General features: G+C 71.6%; 14 protein-coding genes. 8 read left to right on the forward strand and 6 right to left on the reverse strand.

Going from position 1 to position 13,507, the window contains the following annotated elements:
• Positions 1–5: 5 nt before the first annotated feature.
• Both B7K20_RS05975 and B7K20_RS05980 read right to left on the reverse strand, forming a co-directional pair.
• Positions 6–365, reverse strand: a complete 360-nt coding sequence (locus tag B7K20_RS05975; RefSeq protein ID WP_084101533.1) for an NADH-quinone oxidoreductase subunit A — start codon at positions 363–365, stop codon at positions 6–8.
• Between the two features lie 46 nt (positions 366–411).
• A complete protein-coding gene (locus tag B7K20_RS05980; RefSeq protein ID WP_371327865.1) occupies positions 412–1,695 on the reverse strand; it encodes a geranylgeranyl reductase family protein in 1,284 nt (427 codons plus the stop codon).
• Positions 1,696–1,880: 185 nt separating this feature from the next.
• Here B7K20_RS05980 and B7K20_RS05985 point away from each other — a divergent pair, with 185 nt between their 5' ends.
• The 4 genes from B7K20_RS05985 to B7K20_RS06000 all read left to right on the forward strand — a co-directional run bounded on the left by B7K20_RS05985 (position 1,881) and on the right by B7K20_RS06000 (position 6,141).
• Positions 1,881–3,137: a D-arabinono-1,4-lactone oxidase gene (locus B7K20_RS05985; RefSeq protein ID WP_084101536.1), complete on the forward strand. Its 1,257-nt coding sequence runs from the start codon at positions 1,881–1,883 to the stop codon at positions 3,135–3,137.
• A gap of 52 nt (positions 3,138–3,189) precedes the next feature.
• Entirely contained in the window at positions 3,190–4,452 is a 1,263-nt protein-coding gene (locus B7K20_RS05990; RefSeq protein WP_084101538.1) for an isochorismate synthase MenF, read from the forward strand.
• 17 nt (positions 4,453–4,469) lie between these two features.
• On the forward strand, positions 4,470–5,114 hold the full coding sequence (locus B7K20_RS05995) for a bifunctional 2-polyprenyl-6-hydroxyphenol methylase/3-demethylubiquinol 3-O-methyltransferase UbiG (RefSeq protein WP_159449340.1): 645 nt from the start codon (positions 4,470–4,472) through the stop codon (positions 5,112–5,114).
• Between the two features lie 64 nt (positions 5,115–5,178).
• Positions 5,179–6,141 carry a zinc-binding dehydrogenase gene (locus tag B7K20_RS06000; RefSeq protein ID WP_084101542.1) on the forward strand — a complete coding sequence of 321 codons (963 nt, stop codon included), beginning with the start codon at positions 5,179–5,181 and terminating at the stop codon, positions 6,139–6,141.
• Here the strand turns inward: B7K20_RS06000 and menD are convergent.
• Both menD and B7K20_RS06010 read right to left on the reverse strand, forming a co-directional pair.
• Positions 6,138–7,805, reverse strand: a complete 1,668-nt coding sequence (gene menD / locus B7K20_RS06005; RefSeq protein ID WP_084101544.1) for a 2-succinyl-5-enolpyruvyl-6-hydroxy-3-cyclohexene-1-carboxylic-acid synthase — start codon at positions 7,803–7,805, stop codon at positions 6,138–6,140. The two genes, B7K20_RS06000 and menD, sit on opposite strands and share 4 nt — an antisense overlap.
• A complete protein-coding gene (locus B7K20_RS06010; RefSeq protein ID WP_084101545.1) occupies positions 7,802–8,692 on the reverse strand; it encodes an o-succinylbenzoate synthase in 891 nt (296 codons plus the stop codon). Before B7K20_RS06010 ends, menD begins: the two co-directional genes overlap by 4 nt.
• 155 nt (positions 8,693–8,847) lie before the next feature.
• On the opposite strand from B7K20_RS06010, the gene B7K20_RS06015 reads away from it, so the two are divergent.
• The gene (locus B7K20_RS06015) at positions 8,848–9,780 is read left to right on the forward strand and encodes a 1,4-dihydroxy-2-naphthoyl-CoA synthase (protein ID WP_084101547.1); all 933 of its coding nucleotides are present in this window, start codon (positions 8,848–8,850) and stop codon (positions 9,778–9,780) included.
• 105 nt (positions 9,781–9,885) lie between these two features.
• Here B7K20_RS06015 and B7K20_RS06020 read toward each other — a convergent pair whose 3' ends face one another.
• Positions 9,886–10,974, reverse strand: coding sequence for a DUF3048 domain-containing protein (locus B7K20_RS06020; RefSeq protein ID WP_084101549.1), 1,089 nt, complete (start codon positions 10,972–10,974; stop codon positions 9,886–9,888).
• Between the two features lie 36 nt (positions 10,975–11,010).
• Here B7K20_RS06020 and B7K20_RS06025 point away from each other — a divergent pair, with 36 nt between their 5' ends.
• The 3 genes from B7K20_RS06025 to B7K20_RS06035 are packed head-to-tail and all read left to right on the forward strand — an operon-like array spanning position 11,011 to position 13,165.
• Positions 11,011–12,030 carry an AMP-binding protein gene (locus tag B7K20_RS06025; RefSeq protein ID WP_084101551.1) on the forward strand — a complete coding sequence of 340 codons (1,020 nt, stop codon included), beginning with the start codon at positions 11,011–11,013 and terminating at the stop codon, positions 12,028–12,030.
• Positions 12,027–12,896, forward strand: coding sequence for a 1,4-dihydroxy-2-naphthoate polyprenyltransferase (locus tag B7K20_RS06030; RefSeq protein WP_084101553.1), 870 nt, complete (start codon positions 12,027–12,029; stop codon positions 12,894–12,896). Before B7K20_RS06025 ends, B7K20_RS06030 begins: the two co-directional genes overlap by 4 nt.
• Entirely contained in the window at positions 12,893–13,165 is a 273-nt protein-coding gene (locus B7K20_RS06035) for a hypothetical protein (protein WP_084101555.1), read from the forward strand. The genes B7K20_RS06030 and B7K20_RS06035 overlap by 4 nt, the downstream gene beginning before the upstream one ends.
• Here the strand turns inward: B7K20_RS06035 and B7K20_RS06040 are convergent.
• Positions 13,162–13,452, reverse strand: coding sequence for a DUF4229 domain-containing protein (locus B7K20_RS06040; RefSeq protein ID WP_084101557.1), 291 nt, complete (start codon positions 13,450–13,452; stop codon positions 13,162–13,164). The two genes, B7K20_RS06035 and B7K20_RS06040, sit on opposite strands and share 4 nt — an antisense overlap.
• Positions 13,453–13,507 lie beyond the last annotated feature (55 nt).

A 13,507-nucleotide genomic window follows, 5' to 3' on the forward strand; every position in this document is an offset into this window, starting at 1 on the left:
TCAGATCACTCCCAGTCGAATCCGCCGCGTCGCCACTCGTACACGAACGGGATCGTGATGAGGACGAGGAACGTCATGGTGGCGATGAGGCCAAACCAGCCCAGCGCCTGGTGGGCGATGGCCCACGGGTAGAGGAACACCACCTCGATGTCGAACACGATGAAACTCATCGCGACGAGGTAGTACTTGATCGGGATGCGCCCGCCACCCGCGGCGCCGGGGGTGGGCTGCAGGCCCGACTCGTACTGGTCGAGCTTGGCCGAGTTGTAACGCTTGGGACCGATCAGGTTGCTGGCCATGAGGCCCGCCGCTGCCATGAGTCCCGCGATGACGATCATCACCACGATCGGCACATACGGATTCACTGGTCGACTCCCTTGCTTGTCTCGTCCTCGGCTCGCCGTGCGCGGCTCATGCGGCCGGCGCGATCTTTGTCAGTGTGGACAACAGCCTGTCGGCCCAGTCCCCGCCACGCGGCTCATAGACATCCGCGAGCAGTTTATGCGTAAACCTCATCACGACCGGACGGGGAAGTCCGTAACGCGTGCACACCTTCATGACCTCGGGATGCGAGATCAGCTGGGCGAACACGCGGCCCAGCGAGTAATACCCGCCCAGGTCGTCCTTCATCCGCTTCGCGTAGCCCGCGAGCGCGGCCTCCTTAGCGGCGTCCGTGGTCGCCTCGCGCCAAGCCACCATCTGTTCGGTGGCGCGGCGGGCGGCCTGCATGGCGTACGCGATGCCCTCGCCGTTGAAGGGGTTCACCATACCGCCCGAGTCGCCCACCAGCATCATGCCGGGGACGTAATGGGGCTGGCGGTTGAAGGCCATGGGGATCGCGGCGCCCTGCACCTTGGACACGGGGGCGTCGGGGTCGATCTCCCAGCCCTCGATGCCGTTACGCACCCAGCCGTCGAACAGCGCGCGGTGGTCGAGCCCCGAAGGCTGACCGTTGGGGCTGAGGGTGCCAAGGCCGATGTTGGCCGTGCCGTCACCGAGCGGGAAGATCCAACCGTAACCGGGCAGGAGGTTGGACTTGCCGGGCTCGCCGTCCCAGATGGTGAGGTGGCCCTCCATCCACTCCTCGTCGTGGCGGGGGGTCTCGAAGTAGGTGCGCACCGCGACACCCATGGGGCGGTCGTCCTTGCGCTCCATGCCGAGGCCGAGCGCGATGCGCGCGGAGACGCCGTCGGCCGCGATGACGACAGGCGCCGTATAGGTCACCTCGTCGCCCGTCTTGCGACCCTTCTCGTCCGTCTCCTTCGCGGTCACGCCGATGACGCGGCCGGTGCGCTCGTCACGCACGGCGCCGGTGACGAACCAGCCCTCGCGGACATCGGCCCCCGCGGAGCGGGCGTGCTCGGCCAGCTTGTGGTCAAAGCTCGCGCGCGGCAGCGACAGGCCGTAGTTCGGGAAGGACTCCTGCTCGTGCCAGGGGAACTCCAGGCGGTGACCGCCGCCGACCATGCGCAGTCCCCAGTTGGGAATCCATCCCTCCTCGCGGGGGGTGGGCAGGCCGATCAGGTCGATCTCGCGCACGGCGCGCGGGGTGAGGCCGTCGCCACAGACCTTCTCGCGCGGGAAGCGGGACTTCTCCAGAGCGATGACGTCGAAACCCTCGGAAGCCAGGTAGTACGCGGCGGCGGAGCCTCCGGGCCCTGCGCCCACCACGATGACATCGGCTGTGGATTTCACGCACATAGCCTACGGGGTGTGAGGGAGTGCGTGCGCACCTAAATGCGCCGCCTCCCGCACGAAAATGGCAACTCGAGTGTTGCAAAAATCGGGACCTTGGTCCCCCGGACGTCGGTCCCGGGCACCCACGGCGATACCCGACCAACGCATCGGCCGTCGTCGCGGTTCCCCCTAGGCTGGCGAGCATGAGCATCGGCGCCACCTGGGCAGGGACCCACACCTTCCACGCGAGCGGTCATGTCGAGGCCGCCAGCATCGAGCAGGTCCAGGAGCTCCTCACGGGCAGCAACGGCCCGGTGCGCGCGCTCGGCACGCGCCACAGCTTCAACGACCTCGCAGACACGGCCGGCACGCTGGTCACGGTCACCGGCATCCCTGCCGACCCCGTCCTCGACGAGGAGGCGCGCACCGTCACGGTCGGCGCGGGCGTGCGCTACGGCGTGCTCGCCGCCTGGCTCCACGAGCGCGGATGGGCGCTGCACAACATGGGCTCACTGCCCCACATCTCCGTGGGCGGGGCCGTCGCGACGGGCACCCACGGCTCGGGGCTCACCAACGGATGTCTGGCCGATGCGGTGGCGGCCTTGCAGTTTGTGGGCGCCCGCGGCGCGCTGCGCACGGTCGCGCGCGGCCAGGACGGGTTCGAGGGGCTCGTGGTCGGCCTGGGCGCCTACGGCGTGGTGGTGCGCCTCACTTTGGATATTCAACCCGCCTACATGGTGCGCCAGGACGTCTATCGCGGGCTGCCGTGGTCGGCGCTGCTGGAGGATCTGCCAGGTGTCATGGGGGCCGGCTACTCCGTGAGCGCCTTCACCACGTGGGACGAGGACACCGTGCAGCAGGTATGGCGCAAGACCCGCATCGGGGCGGGCGAGGCGCCCGGCTCCTCCTGGTTGGGCTCGCGGCTCGAGACCCCGGAGGAATCGGGGCTCGTGGACGCCGACCCCGCGCAGCTCACGGTGCGCGGTGGCGTGGAGGGCCCGTGGCTCGAGCGACTCCCCCACTTCCGCCTGGACCACACTCCCTCGAACGGCGACGAGATCCAGACCGAGTACTTCGTGGCTCTTGAGGACGGGGCCGATGCGTTGGTCGCCGTCCGCGCCCTGGCGGCAGACATCGCACCTCACCTCTTGGTCACCGAGCTGCGCACCCTCGCCGCGGACGAGCTGTGGCTGTCGGGCGCGTACCGCCGCGACACGCTCGCGATCCACTTCACGTGGAAGAACCGTCCCGCCGAGGTCGCCTCACTCACGCCGCGCATCGAGGACGCGCTCGCGCCCTTCGGGGCGCGCCCGCACTGGGGCAAGGTCCACACCATGACGGCCGATGCCGTGGCCGCCGTGCATCCTCAGCTCGCCCAGGCGCGGCTGCTGTTCGAGGCGCTCGACCCGACGGGGCGGTTCGCGAACGCACACCTGAGGCGCCTGGGGATCCGCGCGTAGGCGAGCGCGGCCGCGGTCTCTTCGCGCCATCGGCCCGGCGTAGGCTCGTCAGGTGAGCGTCCAACCAGCCACCCCCGGTCCGCTGACCGTCCGCACCGTCGAGATCGACCACCCCGGCGACCTGATCTCGCGCCTGCCGGGGCCGGGCATCTCGTGGGTGAGGCGCGGCGAGGGCATGGTCGCGTGGGGCGAGGTCGCGAGGCTCGATACTGCTGGTACCTATCGGATCGACGAGGCCGATGCCTGGTGGCGCCGCGTCACCCGTCACGCGGTGGTGCGCGACGACGTTCACGCGCCCGGCACCGGGCTGATCGCGTTCGGCTCCTTCGCCTTCGCCGACTCTTCGCCCGCGGGCGGAGCGCTCATCGTGCCGCGCTACGTGCTGGGCGTTCACGGCGACACCGCGTGGCTCACCGTCATCTCCGAGGACGGCGCCATCGACCTACCAGGGCTCGACGGGGCCACCGCGAACGCGACCCCGGTGGCCCCGATGCCGCCCGTGACGATCGCCGACGGCGACCGCGAGGCCTGGGCGACGGCCGTCACGAGCGCCGTGGGGCGCATCGGCGCCGGCGAACTCGACAAGGTAGTGCTGGCGCGCGCGGTTCCGGCCGCTGCCCAGACCCCCATCGACGCCAGAGCCGTGCTCGCGCGACTGGCCGACGACTACCCCAGTTGCTGGACCTTCGCCGTCGACGGGCTCATGGGGGCCACGCCCGAGCTGCTCGCGCGGGTCGACCACGGCCTGGTCACGTCGCGCGTCCTTGCGGGCACCATCCGCCCCACCGGAGACGAAACCGCGGACCTCGCGCACGCCGCCGCACTCGCGCGCTCGTCGAAGGACCGCGAGGAGCACGAGTACGCGGTGCGCTCGGTGCGCGACGTGCTCGAGGCTCATTGCGGGTCCGTCAATGTTCCCGAGGAGCCGTCGGTGCTGCACCTGCCGAATGTGATGCACCTCGCGACGGACGTCACGGGCGTGCTCAGCCACAACGCGTCGGCGCTCGAGCTGATTCGCGAGCTGCACCCCTCGGCCGCGGTGTGCGGCACCCCGACGCTCACGGCCGCGCGCGTGATCGACGAGCTCGAGGGGCTCGACCGCGCCCGCTACGCCGGTCCCGTGGGCTGGATCAACGCCGCGGGCGACGGCGAGTGGTGCATCGGCCTGAGGTCGGCCGAGGTGTCGGCGGCCGACCCCACCCGGCTGCGCCTGTTTGCCGGCTGCGGGATCGTCGCGGCGAGCGAACCCGACTCCGAATGGGCAGAATCGGAAGCGAAGCTCGAGCCGATGCGCCGCGCGCTCGGCGCGTCCTAGCCAGGGAGGGCAGCCGCATGACCCACACCGACCACGCCCACGGCGACCCGATGACCGACTTCTCACGCGAGTCCTGGGAGGCCAAGTACCGCGAGCGCGAGGCGCTGTGGTCGGGCCAACCCAACGCCCCGCTGGTGGACGAGGTCGAAAACCTCGCACCGGCATCGGCCCTCGAGGTGGGCTGCGGAGAGGGCGCCGACGCCGTGTGGCTCGCGACCCAGGGCTGGACCGTGACCGGCGTGGACCTCTCTGCGACCGCGCTCGCGCGGGCGCAGGTGCATGCGGAGGCCTCCGGCGTCGCGGCGCACGTGGTCTTCACCGACGAGGACGTCGAGGCGGTCATTCGCCGCGACGGTCCCTGGGAGCTGGTGGTCTCGATGTACACGCACCCCTCGCAGGGCGGGCGCTGGCTCGTGTCGACCCTGGCAGACGCGGTAGCGCCCGGTGGGCGGCTCCTCGTTGTCGGTCACCACCCCACCGATCCGCATGCCACGGAGCATCCCGACCTGGCGCGATCCGCCTTCGCGGCCGAGGACGTCGCGGACGTGCTGGACCGCTCGGCGTGGGAGGTGTCCGCGTCGATCCACGAACGTGTGACCCTCGGCGACGGCGGGCACGAGCGCTTGTGGCGCGACGCGGTGCTCGTGGCGCGGCGGCACTAGCAACCGCGGCTACCCCGGCCTTCGGTCCCAGGCCGACCACGGTACGGGCCATTAGCGTCGCGCCATGAGCGACGACACCACCTGGGCCTACCGCCTCATCGCCCCCTACCGGTTCGAGCGCGTCGAGGTGCCGGTGCCGTCGGCGCCGGGCCCAGGCGAGCTGCTGGTGCGCCTGACGGCCGGGGCCGTGTGCGGCTCCGACCTCCCGTTCGCGCGCGGCGCCCTGGTGCCCGAGGGTGGACCGCGCCAGCCCGGCCGCCCCATGCACGAGGTCGTGGGCGAGGTGCTCGCGAGCGCGCACGTGGACTTTGTGCCCGGCGACCGCGTGGTGGGCTGGGCGTCGAACTGGGACGCGCTGCGCGGGGTATTCGTGACGCGCGGCGACCAGGTGGCTCGCGTGCGCATGGAGGCGTCCGATGCCCTCGCGACGGTCGCGCAGTCCGTCGCGTGCCTCTTCACCGTGTTTGACCGACTGGGTCCGTTGGCGGGCCGGTCGGTGGCGATCGTGGGCGTGGGGCCATTCGGGCTCATGACGTCGGTACTGGCGAGGCGGCTGGGCGCGGGGCGGATCGTGGGCATCGACCCGCTCGACCGCGCCGCGGATGCCGACGGGCTGGGCTTCGATGCCCTGGTGCGCGCGAACTCCCGGGTGTGGGCCGCTGGTCTCGCGGAGGCGGACAGGCCCGACATCGTGATCGAGATGGTCGGACACCAGCCCTCGACGGTGGCCGATGCGATGAACGCCGTCGCTCCCGGCGGCACCGTGGTCGCCTTCGGCGTGCCCGACGACGACTGGTATGCCCTCCCCCTGCGCTCCTTCTTCCGCCGCCACGGCACCCTCGTGACGGGCGTCACGCGCCACCACCGCGCGATGCTCGAGCGGGCGCAGGACTTCCTCATCGCCGAGCCGTGGTTTGCCGAGCGGATGGTGACGGACGTGGTGCCGATCACCGAGGTCGAGCGCGCGTTCGCGGCGGCATGCGCGCCACGGCCAGGCCAGCGCAAGGTGGTGCTGGAGGTCGACTAACCTCGCACGGCCGCCTCGATGAGCTCCATGCCGGTCACCTCAGCGGCAAGCGCGCGGGCGAGCGCGTCGGCGTTGGTGACGCGCGTGTACGTCACCCCGTAGGCGGCCGCGAGCGGCGCGAGGTCCACCCCGTGCGGCGTGGTGAACACGCGCTCCACGTTCGCCGCGGGCGCCGCCGCGTGCTCGAGCCCGCCAAAGATGGTCCCGCCGCCATCGTTGATGACGACGATGCGCACGCGCGGTCGGGTCTCGCGCGGGCCGATGAGCAGCCCGCCCACATCATGCAGAAACGTCACGTCGCCCATGAGTGCGCTGACCGGTCGGCGCGACGCGAGGGCCATCCCCACCGTGGTCGAGACGGTGCCGTCGATGCCCGCGAGCCCGCGGTTCGCCACGAGCACGGGGGCGTCACCCACCGCCCATGCGGGGGCCACCTGATCCACCGCGCGGATGGACCCGGAGGAGCCGAGGAGCGCGGGCTCGCCGGGGGTGAGGGAGGCCAGGAAGGCCTGTGCCACGGCCCGACGGTCCCAGGCGCTCGCCTGAGGTTCGAGGGCGCCGGCCGCATCGCGCCAGCGCGCGAGCCACGCCGAGTCCCCCAGGGCGAGGGTGCCGTCCGAGCGCTGCGTCCACGAGGCGGGCACCGCGCGCAGCACGCGCTCGGCGTGCCGGGGCGCCTCGCGCCAGCGCGCGCCGTGTCCGGCGACCATGAGGGCGGGGGCATCGGCGATCAGCCGCTGCACCTGGCGCGTGAGAGTGGGCCTACCCACCACCACGACCTGGTGGACCTGGTTCGCCAAGGTGCGTCCGGCATCGGCCGCCAGAAGGTCCAGGTACTGCGGGATGCACGCGTCGCCCTCGCGTGCGCCAGAGGTCGGCTCGGCGAGCAGCGGCCAGCCGTGGGCCTCGGCGATGAACCGCGCCGCGGGGCCAGCGCCGTCGCCCGCGATGACCAGGCCGCGCTCGACCTCGGGCACCGGCGCCGGCTCGTCGACGATGGGGATGCCATGCGAGCCCGTGGTGGGGTGAGCGTCGACCTGTGGCGGATCGTCCCATACGCCGTTGTCGGCGCTCAGCGGGTCGCGGAACTCCAGGTTGAGGTGCACGGGGCCGGGGGTGCCCGTCATGTCGTCCCGGTTCGGGTCGCCCAGCGCGACGCCCACGGCTTGGTTGGCGAGGCGGGCGGCGTGGCCGGGAGCGTCCCCCTCCGCGGGTGCGGCGACGTCGGCGCTCCAGCGCACGAAGGTGCCGAAGATGCCCACCTGATCGGTGGTCTGATTGGCGCCCACGCCCCGGAGCTCGCCAGGTCGGTCCGCTGTGAGCAGTAGCAGGGGCAGGCCGCTGTGGTGGGCCTCCATCACGGCGGGCAAGAGATTGCCCACGGCGGTGCCAGAGGTGGTGACGATGGCGACGGCGCGGGCCTGTCCTGTCGCAGCCGCTCCCCTCGCAAGCCCCAGCCCCAGGAACGCCGCGGAGCGCTCGTCGATGCGCACGTGCAAGTCCACGCCGGGCGCGCCGAGCGGCGGATTATCGGCGCCGGCCTCCGCGAGCGCGTGCGCGAGTGGACCCGAGCGCGAGCCGGGGCACAACACGAACTCGCGCACGCCGCGCTGCGCGAGCGACGAGACCAGCTCGCGGGCGAACGCCGCCGACGGGTAGCTCACGCGGTCACCTCAAGTCTCGTCAGGCCGATGCGGCCGTGGGAGGGCAGCCAGGTGTGGGCCACGGTGTCTGTCGCGAGGAGCGCACCGGTGCCGAGGCCACAGGCGAGCGGCTCGCGGGGCAGCGCCAGCGCGAGGGCGACGCCCGCCGCGAGGCCCACCGAGGACTCCATCGCGGAGGACACGGTGATGGGCAGGTCGCCCACGCTGTCAGCGATCTCGAGCGCGCGGCGCACCCCGCCCAGCGGGTGGGCCTTGAGGATGATGACGTCGGCCGCGTGGGCCTTGAGGACGGCATCGGCGGAGCCGGGGATGCGCACGGACTCGTCCGCGGCGAGCGGCACGTCCGCGCGGCGGCGGAGGATCGCGAGGTCCTCGACGGACTCGACGGGCTGCTCGGCGTACTGGAGGCCGTGTGCCCCTCCTGCGCGGGCCGCGCGGTCCAGGAGCGGCAGGCAGCGGGCGGCCTCGTCGAGGTCCCAGCCGCCGTTGACGTCTACGCGGATGGCGCCGGCGGGGCCCAGGGCGTCGGCGACGGCCTCGACGCGGGCGATGTCGGCCGCAAGGTCGGAGCCCCCGCCCACCTTGACCTTGGCGGTAGTGCAGCCGTTGCGGGTCGCGAAGTCGCGGGCCCGGTCCGGGTCGACGAGCGGGACGATGGCGTTGACGGCGACGGTGTCGCGCTGCGGGCTGGGCCAGTCCCCGCGCGCGGCCTCCATCGCGCCGCGCCACCACCGCGAGGCACGCTCGGCGTCGTAGTCGGGAAACGGGCTGTACTCGCCCCAGTGGTCCACGCCGTCCTCGTCACGCATGCGGATGAGGACGCCGGAGCGGCGGGTCGTGGCCCGAAAACGCGTCGACAACTCGACGGTGAAGGGCCGGAATTCCATGGGCTCAGCCTACGGCGGCCGTCGCGTCGGTTTGGCCCACGGATGAGACCGGTGTGAACGCACGTGTCGCGTGCGACGTGATCACGCGCCCCACGGGCCCCTCCTGTCACAACCGTGGGCCAAACCGACGGCGGGGGCGCGGATACGCTGGCCGCATGAGCGCCATTCCCGCCACCGTGTCCGACACCTTCGACGCCCAGCAGTGGCGCGCGATCGAGGGCTTCCCCGACGGCGACATCACGTACCACCGCTGGGTTGACCGGTCCGAGGGCGAGGAGCGGGACCTCCCCGCGGTGCGCATCGCCTTCAACCGCCCCGAGGTGCGCAACGCCTTTAGGCCTCAGACCGTCGACGAGCTCTACCGCGCACTCGATCACGCCCGCATGACCGACGACGTCGCCGCCGTGATCATCACGGGCAATGGGCCGGCACCCAAGGACGGCGTGTGGGCGTTCTGCTCGGGCGGCGACCAGCGCATCCGTGGGCGCGACGGCTACCTCTACGAGGGCACGGCGGCCGATGCCCCCGCTCACGGCGGCCGCCTGCACATCCTCGAGGTGCAACGCCTCATGCGGACCATGCCGAAGGTGACGATTGCCGCGGTCAACGGCTGGGCGGCAGGTGGCGGGCACAGCCTCCACGTGGTCGCGGACTTGTCGATCGCCTCCCTCGAGCACGCGCGCTTCAAGCAGACCGATGCGAACGTGGGCTCGTTCGACGCGGGCTACGGCTCGGCGCTGCTCGCGCGCCAGGTGGGCGACAAGCGGGCCCGGGAGATTTTCTTCCTCGCACGGGAGTACTCGGCGGCCGATGCCGAGCGCTGGGGCGCGGTCAACGAGGCCGTCACGCACTCCGCACTAGAAGCGACCGCGCTCGAGTACGCGAAGACCATCGCGGCCAAGTCGCCGCAGGCCATTCGCATGCTGAAGTACGCCTTCAACCTCGCCGACGACGGCCTCGCGGGCCAGCAGGTGTTCGCCGGCGAGGCGACCCGCATGGCCTACATGACGGACGAGGCTCAGGAGGGGCGCGACGCGTTCCTCGAGCGGCGCGAGCCCGACTGGACCAAGTTCCCGTACGCGTTCTGACCGCCGGACAACGGTGGGCGCCCCATAGGACGCACAGATCTGCTCAGAGCGACGGTGGGCGTCCCATGGGGCGAGCGCCGCGGGGCGGGGTGGGGCTGGCGCCCGCTACGAGATGTCGATCGACGTCGCGTTTGCGATGCCCGCGTTCGGGATGAGCTCGACCCAGGTGTTGCCGGGCAGCAGCTCGATGGGCTCGCCAGCCGGGGTCTCGATGACGAACGGGTCGAACTGGCCCGCCTTGGACCACGTGACCTCGACCATCGAGTCGCCCACCATGGCGTAGCCCTCGCCGGACTCGCCTGCGACCAACGTCTCGGGGACCGAGGAGCCGCCGCTCGAGGACGTGTACTTCACCGTCACCCACAGGGCGATGACGTTCTGAGCGTTCAACTGCGTGCCGTCATCCTGGGTGTGAGGCGAGCCGCCCTCGGAGCGCTGCCAGACCTCGCCGTCCCAGTCCCACGAAGGCTGCGAGTATCGCGACATCGAGATGTCGATGGTGGAGACGGTCGAGCCCTCCTCCACGACGTTGGAGGTCTCGGGCTCGTAGGAATAGGCAAACTGCTGCGGCGGGGCGTCGGCATCGGTCTGCTCGAGGAAGTCCGCGGGCGTGCCGTAGAGGTTGTGGGGCGCGGCGCGGCCGGAAACGCGGTAGAAGCCGTAACCCCCCGTGTCCTGGGCGATGGCCTCCTGGCCGGAGTCGACGGTCGCGGTGATGAACCGGCGCTGGGCGCCGGAGAAGATCAGCGGGCCCTCCATCGAGCCCATGATGTTCTTGTCCATGGGGCGCATGGAGCGCACGGGGCCCACCGAATCCGGGATGTCCGACTGGTAGACGGCGATGAGACGCGAGATGCCAGACTCGACGTACTCCTCGAACACGATGTCCGCGTTCTGCAGGTTCTGCTGCGGGCGTGCCTGGGCGGAGTTCTCGATCTTGATGGACAGCGCCGGGTTCGCGAGAGCACCCTCGTCGGCTCCCTCGGCGTCCACGCCGGTCAGCGGCCAGACCACCTCCGGTCCCACCGGAGCGGGCGAGGGAGACGGCGGCGTGGTGCGCTCCACCGCGGTGGGCGAGGCGGTGGTGGTCACCGCGGGCGTCTCCACGACCTCCGGCGACGACGAGCACGCGGCGGCCACCAAAGCGGTGACGGCGGCGAGGGCGGTGAGCGGCAGGGCGCGGCGGGTCCTCATGCGGACCAGTGTAGGGGCCGCACCTAGGCTGAAGGCATGAACTACACGCGGCTCGCCGACGGTCCCGAGGCAGCCGTTGCGGCTGCTCTCGCGGGCCACATCGACGGCATCGCGGCACGTACCTCCGGCTCGACCGGCGAGCCTCGCGAGGTGCTCGTGAGCGCCGCGGCGATGCGCGCCTCCAGCGAGGCGACCCTCGACCGTCTGGGCGGCCCGGGGCACTGGCTGCTGGCGGTCCCCGCCGACCGCATCGCGGGAGCCATGGTCCTGGCGCGTGCTCGGATGGCCGATGCGACGGTCACCCCGGTCATGCCCGGCACCTTCACGGCGGCGTCCTTCGCGGACGCCACGGCTGCGATGCCGCCGGGCCGGCGCTACGTGTCGCTGGTGCCGACCCAGCTGCGCCGGGTCCTTGCCGAGCGGGCTGGCCGCGAGGCTCTGGAAACCTTCGACGCCGTGCTCGTCGGCGGCGCACCTCCCGGCATGGACCTGCCCCCAAACGCCGTGGAGACCTACGGCATGACCGAGACCAGCGGGGGCTGCGTCTACGACGGCACGCCGCTGGACGGCGCCGAGGTACGCATCGCCACCGACGGCCGCATCGAGATCGCGGGCCCCATGCTCGCCGACGGCTATCGCGACGGCGACGACTCGGCGTTCGTCACGGACGCAGGACGAAGATGGTTCCGCACCTCCGACCTCGGCTCCTGGGATGGCCACACCCTCACCGTGCACGGGCGCGCCGACCACGTCATCATCACCGGCGGCCACAACGTCCATCCCGCATCGGTCGAACGGGCGATGGCCGATGCCGGGGTCGCGGAGGCGATCGTCGTCGGCCTCCCCGACGCCGAGTGGGGCGAGCGCATGGTGGCCGTGGTGACCGAGGATGCCCCCGGGCTCGCCGACCTGCGCTCCACGCTTGCCCTGCCCCGTCACGCCCTCCCGCGTGCCCTGGTGCGCGTGGTGCAGGTACCGCGCACCGAGGCTGGCAAAATCGACCGCAGCGCCGCACGGGCACTCGCCGCGGCACAGGACCTTGAGGAGACCTCATGACGACGACCCAGGACTGGGTAGCTGGCGCTCGCCCCCGTACGCTCTGGACGGCCATCTCCCCCGTCGCGGTCGGCACGGGTGCCGCGGTGCTGCTCGACGAGTTCCGCCTCATCCCCGCGCTGCTCGCCCTCGCCGTCGGGCTCGCGATGCAGATCGCCGTGAACTACGCCAACGACTACTCGGACGGCGTGCGCGGCACGGACATCGACCGCGTGGGTCCCGACCGCCTGGTCGCGACCGGGCGCGCGACGCCCACGGCGGTCCGCAACGCCGCGTTCCTGAGTTTTGGCGTCGCAGCCATTGCCGGGCTGGCGCTCGTGGTGCTCACCGAAACCTGGTGGCTCCTCGCCGTCGGCGCCGTCGCCATCGTCGCCGCGTGGGGCTATACCGGCACCTCTCGCCCCTACGGGTACTCGGGCTGGGGCGAGGCCATGGCATTCCTGTTCTTCGGACCCGTCGCTACCCTCGGCACGCTGTACACGCAGGCCGGCACCATCACGTGGTGGGCCGTGGTCGCGTCGATCGGTGTGGGGCTCTACTCAGTAGCGCTCATGCTCGTGAACAACATCCGCGACATCGCGACCGACACGATCGCGGGCAAGCGCACGCTCCCGGTGCGCATCGGCGAGGCCCGCGCGCGCCGCCTGTTCATGTCCGTGGTGATGCTGCCCGTGCTGTGCTCGGTCATCGTGGCCTTCGTCCACCCGTGGGTGCTGATCTCGACGGTCGTCGCGCTGCCCAGCCTGCTGGTCGCCTTCGGCATGCGCGTGGGTGCCGAGAAGATCGGGATGCCGCTCATCTTCAAGGCCCTGTCGGGCATCGGCCTCGCCTACGGGCTGCTGTTCGCGTTGGGGCTGATCCTGTGAGCGCCTTGCCCAAGCGCTACCCCGGCATCCGCTGGATGCGTCTGGTGTGGGGACGCGACGGCAAGCCCGTGCGCCACGTGGTGTTTGGGGCGATCTTCGTGGTGCTGACGGCCATCGAGGGCCTGTACACCGCGGCCGCGTGGGACCTTCAGCAGGGCCAGCCGGCGCTGTATCTCGCGTTCACCGTCGCGCTCGCGGCGTGCGCGTGGCACCAGTTCACCGATGCGCACTTCGCCCGCAGGGTGGCGCGGGAGCAGGCCGACCTCTAGTCCAGGCGGACGGTGCCGTCGGGGTCAGGCTTGTCGTTGCTCTTGTCGGCCTCCGCGTCCTCCTCGTCATCGAGGTCGCGGATGCCCTTTTGCGAGCGGTCGATGACGCCCTCCATCTGTAGCCCCGCCTCGCGGCGCAGGCCTGGCAGCAGCAGGTAAGAGATCAGCCAGGCGAGGATGAATGCCGCAATGAAGGCGATGATGTCGAACCAGCCCACGAGGTACAGCACGCCCACGACGGCAAGAAAGATGCCCGTGCGGGCGCCCCAATAGGCGAGGATTTTCATGCGTCAAGGGTACGCGGCGCCGCACCGTCTGGAGGCCCCCGACCGCGAGCCGCAG

This window comes from Demequina sp. NBRC 110051, from assembly GCF_002090055.1.
Lineage (GTDB): Bacteria > Actinomycetota > Actinomycetes > Actinomycetales > Demequinaceae > Demequina.